Annotated in this window: 10 protein-coding genes; 5 read left to right on the forward strand and 5 right to left on the reverse strand. The window is 73.2% G+C overall.

Annotation, left to right across the window (positions count from 1 at the left end; genetic code table 11):
• Positions 1–23 precede the first annotated feature (23 nt).
• Positions 24–3,821: an ABC transporter ATP-binding protein gene (locus K6U06_RS07070; protein WP_262321205.1), complete on the forward strand. Its 3,798-nt coding sequence runs from the start codon at positions 24–26 to the stop codon at positions 3,819–3,821.
• Positions 3,822–3,878: 57 nt separating this feature from the next.
• Here the strand turns inward: K6U06_RS07070 and K6U06_RS07075 are convergent, their stop codons facing one another.
• Complete coding sequence (locus tag K6U06_RS07075) at positions 3,879–6,608, reverse strand: hypothetical protein (RefSeq protein ID WP_262321206.1); 2,730 nt, start codon at positions 6,606–6,608, stop codon at positions 3,879–3,881.
• A 148-nt stretch (positions 6,609–6,756) separates the two neighbouring features.
• Entirely contained in the window at positions 6,757–7,125 is a 369-nt protein-coding gene (locus K6U06_RS07080; RefSeq protein ID WP_262321207.1) for a hypothetical protein, read from the reverse strand.
• A gap of 86 nt (positions 7,126–7,211) precedes the next feature.
• On the opposite strand from K6U06_RS07080, the gene K6U06_RS07085 reads away from it, so the two are divergent.
• A complete protein-coding gene (locus tag K6U06_RS07085; RefSeq protein ID WP_262321208.1) occupies positions 7,212–7,679 on the forward strand; it encodes a MarR family winged helix-turn-helix transcriptional regulator in 468 nt (155 codons plus the stop codon).
• Between the two features lie 43 nt (positions 7,680–7,722).
• Here the strand turns inward: K6U06_RS07085 and K6U06_RS07090 are convergent, their stop codons facing one another.
• Both K6U06_RS07090 and K6U06_RS07095 read right to left on the reverse strand, forming a co-directional pair.
• On the reverse strand, positions 7,723–8,964 hold the full coding sequence (locus tag K6U06_RS07090) for an acyl-CoA dehydrogenase family protein (RefSeq protein ID WP_262321209.1): 1,242 nt from the start codon (positions 8,962–8,964) through the stop codon (positions 7,723–7,725).
• A gap of 43 nt (positions 8,965–9,007) precedes the next feature.
• Positions 9,008–11,047 (reverse strand): acetoacetate--CoA ligase, encoded by a 2,040-nt coding sequence (locus tag K6U06_RS07095; protein ID WP_262321210.1) that lies wholly within the window; start codon positions 11,045–11,047, stop codon positions 9,008–9,010.
• A 453-nt stretch (positions 11,048–11,500) separates the two neighbouring features.
• Between K6U06_RS07095 and K6U06_RS07100 the strand changes: the two genes are divergently transcribed.
• Complete coding sequence (locus K6U06_RS07100) at positions 11,501–12,904, forward strand: NAD-dependent malic enzyme (RefSeq protein ID WP_262321211.1); 1,404 nt, start codon at positions 11,501–11,503, stop codon at positions 12,902–12,904.
• A 131-nt stretch (positions 12,905–13,035) separates the two neighbouring features.
• Here the strand turns inward: K6U06_RS07100 and K6U06_RS07105 are convergent, their stop codons facing one another.
• Positions 13,036–13,548 carry an SRPBCC family protein gene (locus K6U06_RS07105; RefSeq protein ID WP_262321212.1) on the reverse strand — a complete coding sequence of 171 codons (513 nt, stop codon included), beginning with the start codon at positions 13,546–13,548 and terminating at the stop codon, positions 13,036–13,038.
• 149 nt (positions 13,549–13,697) lie between these two features.
• Between K6U06_RS07105 and K6U06_RS07110 the strand changes: the two genes are divergently transcribed.
• The gene (locus K6U06_RS07110) at positions 13,698–14,453 is read left to right on the forward strand and encodes a DNA recombination/repair protein RecA (RefSeq protein ID WP_262321213.1); all 756 of its coding nucleotides are present in this window, start codon (positions 13,698–13,700) and stop codon (positions 14,451–14,453) included.
• Positions 14,454–14,456: 3 nt separating this feature from the next.
• The gene (locus K6U06_RS07115) at positions 14,457–16,265 is read left to right on the forward strand and encodes a DNA polymerase Y family protein (protein WP_262321214.1); all 1,809 of its coding nucleotides are present in this window, start codon (positions 14,457–14,459) and stop codon (positions 16,263–16,265) included.
• The last annotated feature ends 77 nt before the right edge of the window (positions 16,266–16,342 follow it).

Here is a 16,342-nt window from a genome sequence, read left to right on the forward strand (position 1 = left end):
CGACCGTTAGCCTGGGTAACGACATGTCGCTGAGCTCCACCGCCCCGCCGTCGGCTGCCGGCGGCCAGCCCGGGCGGGACGCCCGCCGCCCCGGATGGATCCGGCGGATGGCGCCGTGGCTGGCCCCCTACCGGCGCAACGTGGTCCTGGCGTTCGGGGCGGCGCTGGTCGGCAGCGCAGTGACCGCGGCGGCGCCGGCGATCCAGCGCCAAGTCGTCGACAACGTCATCATCCACCACCGCTCGCCGCTGGCCCCGTGGCTGGCCTTGCTCGCCGGCGCCGCGGTCGTCAACTTCGTGGCGGCCTACGTCCGCCGCTTCGTCGGCGGCCGGGTCAGCCTCGACGTGCAATACGACCTGCGCAACGCCATCTACGACCAGCTGCAGCGCCTCGACTTCGCCCGCCACGACGAGCTGCAGACCGGGCAGCTGGTGTCGCGGGCCAACTCCGACGTCGGCCTGCTCCAAGGGCTCCTGGCCTTCTTGCCGATGATGAGCGGCAACGTGTTGCTGCTCGTGGTGTCGATCGCGGTCATGTTCGTCCTGTCGCCGATGCTCGCCCTGATCAGCCTTGCCGTGGTCCCGGTGATGATCGTCACCGCGTACCGGATGAGGGCTCAGACCTTCCCCGCCAACTGGGACGCCCAGCAGAAGGAGGGCGAGGTCGCGGTCGTCGTCGAGGAAGGCGTAACCGGGATCCGGGTGGTGAAGGGCTTCGGCCAGGAGCGGCGAGAGGTCGACCACCTCGTCGCCAAGGCGCGGGCCCTCTACGGGTCGCGGCTGCGAGCGGTGCGGCTGCAAGCCCGCTACCAGCCGGTGCTCCAGACCGTGCCGGTCCTCGGCCAGGTCGCGGTGCTCGGCCTCGGCGGGTGGCTGGCCATCGACGGGCGGATCACCATCGGCACGTTCCTGGCGTTCTCCACCTACCTGGCGCAGCTGAGCGCCCCCGCCCGGATGCTCGCCGCCGTGCTCCTCGTCGGCCAGCAGGCCCGGGCCGGCGCCGAACGGGTACTCGACCTCCTAGCCGTCGACCCGACCGTCGACGAAGCTCCCGACGCCGACGTCTTGCCGCCCGTCCGGGGCGAGATCACCTTCGAGCACGTCAGCTTCGAGTACCGCGACGGCCGGCGCGTGCTCGACGACTTCGACCTGTCGATCGCCTCCGGAGAACGGGTGGCGATCGTCGGCGCGTCGGGTTCGGGCAAGTCGACGGTGGCCATGCTGGTGCCGCGCTTTTACGACGCCAGCCACGGCACGGTCCGCGTAGACGGCGTCGACGTCCGCAGCGTGACCCTCACGTCCCTGCGCCGGCAGATCGGAGTGGTGTTCGAGGAGAGCTTCCTCTTCTCCGACACCGTCCGGGCCAACATCGCCTTCGGCCGCCCCGATGCCAGCGACGAGGAGGTCAAAGCCGCGGCGCGCGCCGCTCGCGCCGAGGGGTTCATCGAGGCGCTGCCCGACGGCTACGACACCGTGGTCGGAGAGCGCGGCATGAGCCTCTCCGGCGGTCAACGCCAGCGCGTCACCCTGGCCCGGGCTTTGCTCACCGACCCGCGGGTGTTGATCCTCGACGACGCCACCAGCGCGGTCGACGCCCAGACCGAAGAAGACATCCACGACGCGCTGCGAGCCCTGCTCGCCGGGCGCACCACCCTGCTCGTCGCCCACCGGCGCTCCACGCTCGGCCTGGCTGACCGCATCGTCGTCCTCGACGGTGGGCGGGTGCTGGACCAGGGCAGCCACGAGACCCTCATCGGTCGCTGTCCGGCCTACCGGCGGCTGCTCGCCAGCCCCGGCGACGAGCTGGCCGAGGGGCCCGAGCCGGGGGAGGGCCACGGGATGCCTGCCGGCTCGGGCGACGACGGCCCGATCCGCCCCGGTGCCGCCGATCCCGTCATGCGCGTCCGTCCCACCCCCGCCCGCGTCGCCCCGGCGGCCGGGGCCGGCGCCGGCGCGGCGATGGGCGGCCCCGGCAACTGGATGGGCGGGCTGGCCGCCACCCCCGACCTGCTCGAGAAGGTGGCGGCGCTGGCCCCCGCCACCGACACCCCAGACATCGACGTGGACGGGCAGCGGGCCTACGACCCCGACTTCAGTCTGCGCCACTTCGTCCGTCCCTTCCGCCGTCAGCTCGGGCTCGGACTGACGCTGGTCCTGCTCGACGCGCTGGCCACCCTGGCCGGGCCGGTCCTGATCAGGGCCGGCCTCGACGACGGGGTGGCCAAGGCGTCCGGGACCGCGCTGGCCGCGGCGTCGATCGCCTTCCTGGCGGTCACCGCCGCCGACCTGATCGACACCGTGGTTCAAGTGCTGGTCACCGGCCGCACCGCCGAGCGGTTGCTGTTCGCGCTGCGGGTGCGGATCTGGTCGCAGCTGATGCGGCTGTCGGTCGACTTCTACGACCGGGAGATGGGCGGGCGGATCATGACCCGGATGACCACCGACGTCGACGCGCTGTCCACCCTGCTGCAGACCGGTCTGATCAACGCCCTGGTCGCCATGTTCACCTTCGTCGGGGTGGGGGTCGCCCTCGCGGTGTGGAACTGGGAGCTGGCTTTGACGACCATGAGCGTCGTGGTCCCCCTCGCCGGCGCGACGGTCGCGTACCGGCGCCTGTCGGGCCGGGCGTACCGCTCCGCCCGAGAGCGCATCTCGGTGGTCAACGCCACCATGCAAGAGAGCCTGTCGGGGGTCCGCGAGACCCACGCGTTCGACCGCTCGGCGCACAACCAGGACCACTTCCACTCGTTGGCCGCCCGCTACCTAGAGGCCCGGCTGGGCGCCCAGCGACTGGTCGCCACCTACTTCCCGTTCGTGCAGTTCCTCTCCGACGTGGCGGGGATATTGGTGCTGGCCGTCGGCTCGGCGCTCGTCCGCGGCCATTCGCTCACCGCCGGCGAGCTGGTCGGGTTCCTGCTCTACCTCGACGTGTTCTTCTCGCCGATCCAGCAGCTGTCGCAGACCTTCGACTCCTACCAGCAAGCCGGAGCCTCGGTCGCCCAGATCAACGCGCTCATGGCCCAGCGACCGCTCGTCGAGCTGCCCGACGAGCCGGTCCGTCCGCCCCGCCTGCAGGGGCGGGTGTCGTTCGACGCGGTGCGCTTCTCCTATCCCGGAGGCCCCGAGGGTCAAGAAGCCCTTCGAGGCGTCACCTTGACCATCGAGCCAGGCCAGACGGTGGCCCTCGTCGGTGAGACCGGCGCCGGCAAGTCGACGATCATCAAGCTGGTCACCCGGTTCTACGACCCGACCGGCGGCGCGGTGCGCATCGACGGGATCGACCTACGCCAGATCGACCTCGAGGCGCTGCGCCAGCAGCTCGGGTACGTACCCCAGGAGGCGTTCCTGTTCTCCGGCACCCTCCGCGACAACATCGCGTACGGCCGGCCCGACGCGACAGACGCCGAGGTCCGGCGGGCCGCGGCCGCGGTGGGCGCCGACGCGTTCGTGCGGGGCCTCCCCGACGGTTACGACACCGTGGTGAGCGAGCGGGGCCGCTCGCTGTCGTCGGGGCAGCGGCAGCTGATCGCGCTGGCCCGAGCGGAGCTGGTCGACCCGGCGGTCCTCCTCCTCGACGAGGCCACCTCCAACCTGGACCTGGCCACCGAGGAGCGGGTGAGCCGGGCCATGGGCGTCGTCGCCCACGGCCGGACCACCATCCTCATCGCCCACCGCCTCCAGACCGCGGCGCGCGCCGACCGGGTAGTGGTGATGGACCACGGCGTGGTGGTGGAGGACGGCTCCCCAGACGATCTGCTCCTCGCCGGCGGCCCGTACGCCCGGCTGTGGGCTCTCGCCGAGGCGGGCAGCCTGGTCGAGTGAGCGCCGGGCCGGCGGGCCCGGGGCCGGCAGGCGCCGGCCGGCGGGCTCGGTGGCGGGTCAGCCGGCCGGTGCGGTGGACTCCCACACGGCTAGCTGCCCGTTGACCGTCCCGGCGACCACTGCGGTGGCGCCTAGCCACGCGACCTGGTCGAGGGAGGCGGTGCCGGTCGTCTGCCACGGCGTGGCGCCGGTGTCGACCCTGCTCCAGGTCGCCCCGGAGTTGGAGGACGTCCACAAGCCCAGGCCTGCGCCGGCCGCGGTGTCGGTGGTCGCCGAGGCCGACCCGCCGGCGGCCAACCACGACTGGCCGGAGATGGCGAGGGAGCGGAGGCCGATCGCCGGCGCATCGCTGAAGGCGGTCACCTTCTGGACGGTCCAGGTTGCGCCGGTCGGGGACCGCCACAGGGTCGGGTGGAGCGTGCCGTCGGCTGAGGTGGTCGAACCCCAGGCCACCAGGCCGCCCGAGGTCCCCGTGCTGGCTGGCGCGCTGGTCGAAACCGCGGTGGTCGAAGCAGCGGTGGAGGGTGCGGTGCTAGAGGGTGCCGTCGCCGGCGTCGAGGCGGCCGTCACCGCCGTGGGGGAGCAGCCGGCAATGCTGTCGGCGCCGCCGGTAACCGCTGCGGGCACCGATGCCGCCGTCCATGCCGATCCGCTCCGGCTGGTCCACGCCAGCGCCCGGCTGCCGGGGCCGGCGAGCGCCCCGACCCCGACCGCCACGGCGCCATCCGGGCCGCTGCACACGCCTCGGGGTGTCTCATCGAGCAGGGACGGGGAGCGGTCCAGGCCGCCGGCGAGGGTCCAGGCGGCGCCGGTGGCAGACGTCCAAGCCAGGGGGTGACCGCCCGGTCCGGCGTTGGCCGCCGCCGGGCCGGTCCCCACCGCGACGAAAGATCCCGACGCCAGGCGGGTCAGCGCGTTGAGGCTGGTGGGGCTGCCCCCGGTCCCGAACGCGCCGTTGATCGCCGTGGCCTGCACCCACGAGAGGTCTCCGGCGGCTGGACCCGACGCCGCCGGGTTGGACGCCAGGCGCCACGCCTCCCCCTGGGGCTGGCCGGCAGCCAGGAGGCTGGTGGTCGCCGCCTGTGCCCCGACCGCGACCGCTCCGCCGACCGTCGCCCCGCCAACCGTCGCCCCGCCAACCGTCGCCCCGCCAACCGTCGCCCCGCCAACCGTCGCCCCGCCAACCGTCGCCCCGCCGCCGGCTGTCGAGGTGCCGGTGTCACCAGCCGCACCCCAGGCGATGGCCTGCGCCACCCGAGCCCCGCTGAAAACGCTCCCGGTCGGCACCACCGACCAAGACGACCCGTCGGAGGACTCCAACACCACCACCGACGCCTGGTCCTGACCGAGGAGCTGCCCGGGCTGGGTGACATCGACGACGAGGCGCAGCGTGCCTCCGGCGCGCACCAACGAGACCGGCTTGGCTTCGGCCCTCGGCGTCCCCCACACCGCCGCCGACCCCGTCGCTTCGCTCCACGACACGGGGGTGGCGGCCGTCGCGGCGGGCGGAACCGCTCCGGTGCCGACCAGCAGGCGGGGGACCCCGGCGTCGGGGTCGGCGATCAGCGTGGTGGCGCCGTCGGTGGCAACGAGGCCGGGATGCCAGGCCGCCGCGGTCGCCGAGGCGGGCAGGCCGAGGGGGGTCCAGCTCCGCCCGTCCACCGACGTCCAAGCGAGGGCGATGCCGTCACCGCCGCCGACCGCGACCAGGCCGCCGGACGTGGGCGACACCGCGTCCACGGCGGCGCCATCGGGATCGGGCCGGGCCGCCTCCATCGGGAACGACAGCGACGGCGCGCTCCAGCTGAACCCGTCGGGGGAGATCCACGACGCCGGCGCCCAAGTGCCGTTGTTGTTGACCGCGCCAACCGCCTCGTAGATCGTGGCGGTACCCCGGACCATCGCGGTGATGGCCGAGATCCGGTAGTCGCCACCGCCGCTGAACGCCTGTCCGGCGTCGGGCTCCTGGGCCCAGCGCAGCCCGTCGGTCGACGTCCAGATGGTCCCGTCCGTTGCCACCCCGGAACGGCGGGTACCGGCAGCGAACACCCCGGCCTGCGTGACCAGGATGCTGCGCACGTCAGCGCCCGGCGCGCCGTTGATCAGCCGCTCGGCGCCGGCCACCCGGGTGAAGTGGCGCCCGTCTGTCGAGTACCACATCGCCTGGTGCCCGTCGACGGTCCCCGCCGCGAACAGGCCCAGCGCGCCGGCGCCGGCCACGTGCATCTCGGCGCCGAGCGCGGTGGGCGCCGGCGACGAAGCGGAATCGTCGTTGGCGTCGCTGGCGGTGGCGGCGAACGCCGGCTGGTCCGCGACCGCGACGAAGGGGTCGCCGCTACGCGCCGAAACCCAGACCGCGGCTCGCCGGGAGGCGCCGACGCCGACCGAGCCGACCACCACCGTGCGACTGCCGAAGACGGTGACCGCGGCGGCGGTGCTGTCGACGCCCGGCCCGGTGAGCGCGGTGGCGGTCCAGGTGGAGGCGTCGGGTGACGTCCAGACGGTGGCCGTCGAGGTCCCTTCGGCGGTGGTCCTCGTGCCCGCGACCAGCCAGTCGTCGCCGGGTTGGGCCGGAGCCTGCAGCGCGCTGAGCGTCGAGGTGGCCCCGCCGCCGACGGTCAGCGTCGGCGAGGTGGCCCGGCTCCACGTCGAGGTCGTCCCCGTCGCCAGGCCGGTGGTGGGCGACGCCGCGGATCCCGCCGCCTGCGTGGTCGAGGGGGACCGAACCGGGGCGGCGGAGCCCCCACACCCGGCCAGCGCGAAGCCGACCAGCGCGAGCGCCGCCACGCCGAGCGGGAACCGGCCGAAGCGGCGCAGGCCGCGGCCGCCGGGTAGCGACGCGCGTGGCGCCGCGGCGCGACCGACTCGCGTGCGACCGCTCGCGACCCGCGCCGTCAAGGACAACGACGTCCGGTGGACACAGCGGGCACGCCTGCTACCTGTTGGAGAGGCGGAACCCGTCGCCGTCGTCGCGTCGCTTCCACACCTGCCACCACCGCTTGCCCTCGCGCTCGGCTTGCACCTCGGCGAGGATCTCGGGCCCGGCCGCGGTCACCACTGCGTCGGCTTGGTCCAAGACGGCGGCGATGTCGCCGGGCGGGTCGTCGGGCTCGGCTTCCACCGGCGGGCGGACCAACGAGCCGACCACGAACGTGGCGTCGATGATGTCGCGCTCGTAGCGGCTGCATTTCTCCGGGCAGCGCCAGGGCGCTTCGGGCGCCAGGTTGAGGACGCAGAAGCGGGCCACCTCGCCGGTGGCGTAGCTGCGGCTCTGGAAGTGGCGGCAGTCCTCGCGCATCGGCACCCGTCCATCCTGTCATGCCGGCGGGAACCGGGACCATCGGAGGGGGGTAATAGTTTGCTGAGCTAAAGGTCGCTACCATGGAAGAGATGGAACCGTCCGCAGCGGTCGACACGCCCGGGCACGAGGACCCGCCCGGGATGGCGGTGACCCTCCCGAGCCAGCTACGCCTGGCCGTCTTGCGCCTGTCGCGCCGCCTCCGGCAGGAGGCCAACGGGCAGATCACGCCGTCGCAGATCTCCGCCCTGTCGTCGATCAACAAACACGGAGAGCTGTCGCTCGGAGAGCTGGCTGCCTTCGAACGGGTGGCGCCGCCGTCGATGACGCGCATCGCGGCCCGGTTGGAAGACAGCGGGCTGGTGGCCCGCCGCACCGACGCCGCCGACCGTCGAGTCGCGCGCCTGGTCATCACCGACGCGGGACGGGCGCTTTTGGAGGAGACCCGCACCCGGCGGGACCTGTTCTTGGCGGCCCGGCTGCAGGAGCTGTCGGAGGAGGACCGGGAGATCATCGCCCGAGCCGTGCCCCTCCTCGAGCGCCTGGTCGCCAAGGAGTAGCTGCCCAGCGCCGGCCGCCGAGGAGGGGCCGGCCCGCCTGGGCTCAGAGAGGCAGATCGCCGGTGGCCCGGCGGGTGGTGCCGTCCTCTTGGAACGCGGCGATGGCGTTGCGGGCGATGGTCCACTGGTGGACCTCGTCGGCGCCGTCCGCGAAGCGGCTCCACCGGGCCTGCTGGAGCATCCCGGCCAGCGGCGTGTCGGTCGAGTACCCGAGGGCGCCGTGGACCTGCACTGCCCGGTCCACGATGCGCCACAGGCTGTTGGCGACGAAGTGCTTGGCCATCGACACCTCGGTCTTGAACGGGAGGCCCTGCTCGATCCGGTAGGCGGCGTGGAGGACCATCAGCTTGGACTGGTAGAGCTCCATCGTGGAGTCGGCGATCAGCCACTGGATGCCCTGCTTGTCCGCCAGCATCGAGCCGTGGGCGTAGCGGGACAAGGCCCGCTCGACCATCATGTCGAGCGCCGTCTCGCACTGCGCGATCCAGCGCATGCAGTGGGCCAGGCGGGCCGGGCCGAGGCGGGCCTGGCCGAGGAGATGCCCCTGCCCGCGCCCCCCGAGGATGTTCCCGGCCGGCACCCGCAGGTCGGTGATCCGGATCTCGCAGTGGTTGTGGCTGCCCGACATGGTCTCGACGTCCCGGACGATTTCCCAACCTTCCGACGGCAGGTCGACGAGGAAGGCGGTGTTGGCCGCCTGGGGGATGTCGGGGGCGTCCTCCGTGCGGGCGATGAGGATCGCGAAGCTGGCCCGGCGGGCGCCGGAGATGAACCACTTGTGCCCGTTGATCACCCACTCGTCGCCGTCGAGCACCGCTCGGGTCTGGATGAGCGTCGGGTCGGAGCCGGCCACCTCGGGCTCGGTCATCGCGAAGCAGCTGCGGGCGGTGCCCTCGCACAGCGGCCGCAGGTACTTCTCCTTCTGCTCGTCGGTCGCCCAGTGCAGCAGCGTGTGCTGGTTGCCCTCGTCGGGCGCCTGGCAGTTCATGATGAACGGGCCCAGGCTGGACTTGGCCGCCTCGGCCGACACCGCCGCCATCGCCGTCGGCCCGAGGCCCATCCCGCCCCACTCCTCGGGCATGTGCGGCAACCACAGCCCGGCTTCCCTGGCCCGGCCTCGCAGCATGGCGATCATGGCGATCAGCGCCCGGCGATCGGCCCGCTCGTCGCCGGTGCTGTCCTTGCGCAGATCCTCCTCTGCCGGCTTGATCTCGGTGTCGACGAACTCCCGCACCCGGTCGCGCACCGCTTCGATCTCGGGGGCGAAGGTGTAGTCGATGGCCATCGTGTATCTCCTGCTCGATAGGTGGGAAAAAGGGACCGGGGGTTCAGCCCCGGCGCGCCGCCACGATGGCGTCGAGGCTGTCGGGGTTGGCCACTGATGCGAGGGTCAAGGCGTCCTCAACGGCCGCTCCGGCGAGGATGCGCTTGACCGGCACCTCCAGCTTCTTGCCCGACAGGGTGCGGGGGACCGCCGGAACGGTGACGACGTGGTCGGGCACGTGGCGGGGGGAGAGATCGGTGCGGATGGCGGTTTTCAACCGTGCCGCCAGGTCGTCGCGGGCCGGGGTGCTCGGGTCGGCGGGCACGACGAACAGCCACAGCTCGCCGTTGCCGCCCTCGGCGTCAGGCACGTGGACGACCAGGCTGTCGGCCACCTCGTCGAACCCTTCGACGACGTCGTAGAACTCGGCGGTTCCCATCCGCACGCCGCCCCGGTTGAGCGTCCCGTCGCTGCGGCCGGTGATGACGCAGGTGCCCCGGTGGGTGAGGGTCATGCGGTCACCGTGCGCCCACACGCCGGGGAAGCGCTCGAAGTACGCCTCGTGATATCGCCGGCGATCCCCGTCGCCCCAGAACCCCACCGGCATCGACGGGAGGGGGGCGGTCAGGACCAGCTCGCCTTCCTCGCCGACCACCGACCGGCCGCGGTCGTCGAACACCTCGACCGCGGCGCCCAGGCAGCGGCAGGCGATCTCGCCGGCCCACACCGGGTGGAGCGGGCTGGGACCGACGAAACCGGTGCATACGTCGGTGCCGCCGGAGAACGACCCGAGCATCAGGTCGGGGCTGACCGCGTCGTAGACCCATTGCGCGGTGGCGGCCGGGAGGGGACTGCCGGTCGAGCCCAACGTCCGCAGCCGGCTCAGGTCGTGGCTGGCGGCCGGCTCGACGCCGGCCTTTTGGGCGGCGACCAGCGAGGCGGCCCCGACGCCCGCGACCGTGGTCTCCGTATCCTCGATCAGCGCCCACAGGGCGTCGTTGTCGGGCCACGCCGGGTTGCCGTCGAAGAGCACCACGGCGGCGCCGACGACCAGGCCGGAAACGAGGAAGTTCCACATCATCCAACCGGTGGTGGTGAACCAAAACAGCCGGTCGCCGGCAGCCACGTCGAATTGGAACGCCAGCGCCTTGGCGTGCTCGAAGAGGATGCCGGCGTGGCCGTGGACGATCGCCTTGGGGCGCCCGGTGGTGCCCGAGGAGTAGAGGATGTAGAGCGGGTGGTCCGAAGGGACCTCCCGGTGCTCGGGTTCCTCCGGGCCCGGTCCCGGGTGGGAGGACAGGGCGTCCCATGCCGTCCACCCGCCAGGCGCGGCCCGCTGCGGTTCGAGGTAGGAAAGCCACACCGCGGCGCGCAGGGTGGGAAGCCCCTGGCGGATGGCCTCCATCTCGTGGCTGCGATCGACGCGGCGGTCTCCGTAGCAGTAACCGTCCGCGCCGATCAGGACCGTCGGCTCGACCTGGGCCAGGCGGTCCAGTACTCCAGCAACGCCCATCTCCGACGCGCAGCACGTCCACACCGCTCCCAGGCTGGCGGTCGCCAGGAACGCGACGAGCGCTTCGGGGATGTTCGGGAGGTAGCCGGCGACCCGGTCGCCCTCGCCGACGCCAGCGGCTTCCAGCCCGGCGCGCACCTCCCGGACCCGGCTGCGCAACTGGTCCCACGTCAGCTCCACCGGCTTGCGGGTCTGGCTGTGAGCCACCACCGCGACGGCGTCGCCGGGCTGGCCGGCGCCGGCCAGAGCCTGGCGGGCGTAGCTGGTCCGGCCGCCCGGCCACCAGCGGGCATCGGCCACGCCGTCGGGGCCGGGCACCAGCGTCGACTCCGGCGGGGTCGACCACTCGAGGCCCACCTCCTTGGCTACCTCCGGCCAGAACTGCTCCGGGCGGTCCACCGACCAGCGCCACGCCGCCTCGTAGCCCTCGACGCCACCGCTTCGGGCGCCCCCGCCGGCGCCCGGGTTCAAGACGCGCTCCAGCGGCCCCGCCTGGCGGAGGGCGGCCAGCCACTGGCCCAGGCGGCTGTGTTGCTGGCGTTCGAGGGGAGGCGTCCAGAGGGGCTCGGGCCGGCTGTGTGAGCTGCTCATCGCCTGTCATCTCAGCACGCGGCTGCCCGCCGGGCGTGCCACGTGATCCGTCGCATCACCCATGCAGATAGTTGGAGTGACGAAAGTCGCTTGACGCGATGGCGCGGTGTGGGCCATACTGGAGACAGCTCGGGGCAGTTATCCCCCCCAACTCGCCCCTCGAGCATGCGAAGGACCGGCACCCCCCCCGCCGGTCCTTCGTCGCGCCCGGCGCCGGACGCTCTGCCCCTCCACCACGATGCGGTATGACCGAACGGCCCGGCCCTCCCCCCGAAGGGCCAGCGGCCGTCGGTGCTGCGACCACAACCGTGGACGGCCACACCATATGTGTCCGATGCCACAGCAAGCAAGACGGCCGCGCCGGCGCCGGGGTCGGACCCGCCGACCGAGCAGCGGGCGGTCCTGGCCTGCCGGTTCGGGATGGCCGGGGTCGGGTCGGTATCCTGCCTTGTCATGGCCACTGCCCTCGCCGCGTACTCGTTGCGCATCCGTGCCCGCCTGCGCAACCACCCGGGTGTTCTCGGGCAGCTCGCCACCGTCCTCGGAGAGGCCGGGGGGAGCCTCATGGCCATCGAGATCGTGGCGACTGACGGAGCGACGGTCACCCGGGACCTGGTGGTGTTCTGCCCCTCCGAGGGCCACGCCGGCGATGTCGCCGCCGCAGCCAAGCGGGTCGAGGGCGTGCAGGTGATGGAGGTGGAGGACCGGACCTTCGCACTGCACGAAGGCGGCAAGCTCGACGTTCTTGGCAAGCAGCCGCTTCGGGATCGCGACGACCTGGCCATGGCCTACACGCCTGGCGTCGCCCGGGTCTGCACGGCCATCGCCAACACCCCCGCGCTGGTCCACCGCTACACCATGAAGTCCAACACGGTGGCGGTGGTCACCGACGGCACCGCAGTGCTCGGACTGGGCGACATCGGCCCGGAGGCCGCGCTCCCCGTGATGGAGGGCAAGGCCGTGTTGTTCAAGTCCTTCGCCGGCGTCGACGCCATCCCGGTCTGCTTGAAGGTCAACAGCCCCGCCGAGCTGATCGAGACGGTGCAGCGCATGGAGCCGATGTTCGGCGGGATCAACCTCGAGGACATCGCCGCGCCCCACTGCTTCGAGATCGAGCGCATCTTGAGCGAGACGCTTTCCATCCCGGTCTTCCACGACGATCAGCACGGCACCGCTGTCGTCGTGCTGGCAGCGTTGCGCAACGCAGCCAAGGTCGTGGGCCGCCCCATCGAATCGATGCGTGTCGTCCTGTCCGGGGCCGGCGCTGCCGGCGTCGCCATCGCCAAGATCCTGATGAGCGCCGGCGTTCTCGATGTGGCCGCCGCCGACCGCAAGGGGGCGATCCACAAGGGGCGCGAGGGCTTGGACCCCTCCAAGCAGTGGCTGGCCGACAACGCCAACCCGGGTGGCCGCACCGGAACCTTGCAGGAGCTGCTCGCCGGCGCCGACGTGTTCGTGGGGGTCAGCGGCCCCGGGCTTCTCGGGCGGGAGGACCTCCAGACGATGGCTCCCGACCCCATCGTGTTCGCGCTGGCCAACCCGGTCCCCGAGGTCCTGCCCGAGGAGGCCGAAGGCGTCGTCGCGGTCATGGCCACCGGCCGCAGCGACTACCCCAACCAGATCAACAACGTCCTGTGCTTCCCCGGTATCTTCCGCGGCGCCCTGGATGCCGGCGCCACCCGGATCACCGAGGGCATGAAGCTGGCCGCTGCCGAAGCCATCGCCGCGGCGGTCCCCGCTGCCCAGCTGAGCGCAGAGGAGGTCGTGCCCAGCGTGTTCGCGCCCGGCGTCGGCGAGTCGGTAGCCGCCGCGGTGGCGGCCGCTGCGCTGGCCGAGGGGGTCGTGCGGGGCAGCTGACGCCGCTCGCCGGCACCCTGATTGCCGGCAGTGTGATTGCCGGCACCTGATTGCCGGCAGTGTGATTGCCGGCAGTGTGATTGCCGGCGGCCGCGCTTGCCCTCTGCAGCCGGGGCCTGCTGAGGTGCCGCTCAGTCCTCGCTGCTGTTGGTGGCGGCCCCCGGCCGGTCGAGCACCCGGTCCAGGTTGGTGCAGAAGCGCTGCATGAGCCGCTCGATCACCATCGGCAGCGGGGCGAACACCACCCGGGGCATCCGGCCCGGATCGACGGCGAAGGTCCATGTCAGGAGGCTGCCGTCCGATGTCGGGGCCAGCCGGTAGTCCTCGGCCAGCGCGGCAAACGAGGGGATGCCGGTCGACTCCGCGCAAAAAGCCCAGCGGCTCGGCTCATCCCAAGCCAGGACCCGTTCGGTGACGGTGACACCCCCGACACGCACCTTGCGAACCGACCCGGTCCCGTGGGGCGCCTCGTCGGTGTAGTGCCCGCTGTCGTCGAAGCCGGGGAACCACCGGCCCCACCCGCCCGGGTCGCCGGCGATGGCCGCGAAGACCGCCGCCGGCGGATGGTGCAGCGCCCGTGACTTGGTGCAGCGCACCGGTGCGCTGTCCAACCAGGCAAGGTCGACACTTCTGAGCGTCCCCATCCGCCGTAGGGTAGCGGCCCCCTCCTCGGGCCGTCCCGGCCGTTGTGTATCGAACATGTGTTCGATACAGTTCGGCTGTGGGTTCACCGGGCGGTGCAGCACGACGATTGGATCCTGCGCCGTTGCAGGAGACCGGTAGGCGGGCCCAGATGGGTGCGCTTGCGGTCCTGGCCGCTCGCGGCGGGGAGCCGGCGCCGGCGGCGGCGCGTCTGCTGGACGCCCCGGCGACGCTCGTGCCGTTGCTGCCCGAAGGCGGCTTGCGGCGGGGGAGCACCGTGGCGATCGGGGCCGGATCGGCTTCGGGGGCGGTGTCGCTCGCCCTCTCCCTCCTGGCGCCGGCCTCGGCGGGCGGCGCATGGTGCGCCGCGGTGGCGCTACCGGACCTCGGGTTGGTAGCGGCGGCCGAGATGGGCGTGGCCCTGGAACGGCTGGCCCTGATCCCCCGGCCTGGTGACCAGTGGCCGGTGATCGTGGCGGCGCTGCTCGAAAGCGTGGACATCGTGGTCCTGCGGCCGCCCACCCGGGTGCGCGCCGGCGACGCCCGCCGCCTGACGGCCAGGGCTCGCGAGCGCGGCGCAGTGCTGATGGTCATGGATGGCGCAGGTGCGTACGGCAGATGGCCGGAAGGGGCGGACGTGCGCCTCGAGGTCACCGCTTCGGTGTGGACCGGCCTGGGCTCGGGGCACGGCCACCTGCAAAGCCGCGAGGTCGAGGTGGCTGGGTCGGGTCGGCGGGGAGCGAGCCGGGCCCGCTCGGCGCGGGTCCAACTCCCCGCTGCTTCACCCGGCGGTTCTCCCTACGGTCCTCCCGCCGGCTCTCCGGCCGGCTCTCCGGCCGGATCGGTTCGGGGGCAGCCGAAGCCCGATTCGGAGATGGATCCAGCGTTGGCCGCCCGAGCCGGGTAGTCGATGCCAGGAGTCCGCACTCTGGTCGCCTGGTATCCGGACTGGCCAGTGGTGGCAGCCGGCCACCCGCCTGAGCGGCCGGTGGCGGTGGTCAGCGCCAACCGGGTGGTGGCGTGCTCGCCCGAAGCGCGCGCCGAGGGGGTGGTGCAGGGGCTCCGGCGCCGGGAGGCGCAGGGTCGCTGCCCCGAACTGCTCGTCGTGCAGGCCGACCCCTCCCGCGACCTGCGAGCGTGGGAACCGGCGGTCATGGCGGTGGAGGCACTGACCCCGATGGTCGAGGTGGTGCGGGCCGGGATGCTGGCATTGGCCACCCGTGGCCCCTCCCGCTACTACGGGGGTGACCGGGCGCTGGCCGGCCTGATGGCCCAGGCCATCGACACGGCCGTTGCCGCCTCCGGAGTGCGAGGGAGCGGGACGCTCATCGGCGTGGCCGACGGACGCTTCGCAGCTGAGCTGGCGGCTCGGGCGGTGTCCGCCCGGCCGGCTGCTTCCGGCGCGGCTGCCGACGCGCCGGTCTGTGTGGTTCCCCCCGGCGCCAGTGCCACCTGGCTGGCCCCCCTCCCGGTCACCGCTTTGGATCGCCCCGAGCTGACCGGCCTGTGGGCCCGACTGGGCCTGCGGACCCTAGGAGAGGTCGCGGCCCTCGATCAGCGGGCCGTCCTCGCCCGCTTCGGGACCGAGGGGGCAGACGCCCACCGCCTGGCACGCGGCCTCGACGAGCGACCGCCGGCGGCCAGGGTCCCCCCACCGGACCTGGCGGTCAGCGCGGTGCTGGACCCGCCGGCGGAGCGCGTCGACACCGTGGCGTTCGTGGCCCGGACACTGGCCGAAGAGTTGCACGGGCGGCTCGCGGCCCTGGGACTGGCTTGCACCCGCCTGGCTGTCGAAGCCGAGACCGAGCACGGCGAGCACCTCCAGCGCCTGTGGCGCCACGATGGGGCGCTGACCGCGGGGGCGGTAGCCGAGCGGGTGCGATGGCAGCTCGATGGGTGGCTGCGGTCGCAGGGCGATGCAGGAGGGACGTCGGGGGGACTGAGCCTCCTGCGGCTCCGCCCTGATGAGATCCGCCCCGACCACGGGCGGCAGCTGGGGTTCTGGGGCGGCTCTGCGCAAGGCGATGCGAGGGTGGCCCGGGCCCTGGCCCGGGTGCAGGGTTTGCTAGGCCCCGACGGGGTGGTCACCGCAGTGATCGGTGGGGGCCGGGACCCGGCGGAGCAGGTGCGGTTGGTGCCGTGGGGCGACGAGCGGGTCCAGGGGCGTCCAGCCGCCTGGACCCCGGTCTCGGCGTCTCGGGCCTCGGCGCCTCCGGTCTCGGCTACTCCGGCCTCGGCGTCTCGGGCCTCGACTGCTCGGGCCTCGGCGTCTCCGGCCTCGACTGCTCGGGCCTCGGCGTCTCCGGCCTCGGCTACTCGGGCCTCGACTGCTCGGGCCTCGGCGTCTCGGGCCTCGGCCGGGACGGGCCGGCCGGCTCGGGCCCCCGTGGAGCTACCGCCGTGGCCAGGGCGCCTCCCCGGCCCGGCGCCGGCGGTGGTCCACCACCCGGCGCTGCCTGCCGAGGTCCGCGACCGGGAAGGGAACGTCGTCGGGGTGACGGGCCGTGGCGAGCTGAGCGGCGCGCCGGCGACGGTGACCATCGCCGGCGCTCCGGTCCTCGAGGTGAAGGCATGGGCCGGCCCGTGGCCGATCGAGGAGCGTTGGTGGGACGACAAGGGTCGCCGCCGGGCCCGACTGCAGGTGGTCCTCTCTGACGGTTGCGCCCGCCTGCTCAGCCGTGAGGGCGGCCGCTGGGGTGTCGACGCCACCTACGACTGAAGCGGCTCGCGTCGCGGTACCAAAATCGCGCCCGGCGCGATTTGGTACTGCATGCGACCAAAATCGCGCCAGGCGCG

Source organism: Acidiferrimicrobium sp. IK, from assembly GCF_025499425.1.
GTDB lineage: Bacteria > Actinomycetota > Acidimicrobiia > Acidimicrobiales > Palsa-688 > Acidiferrimicrobium.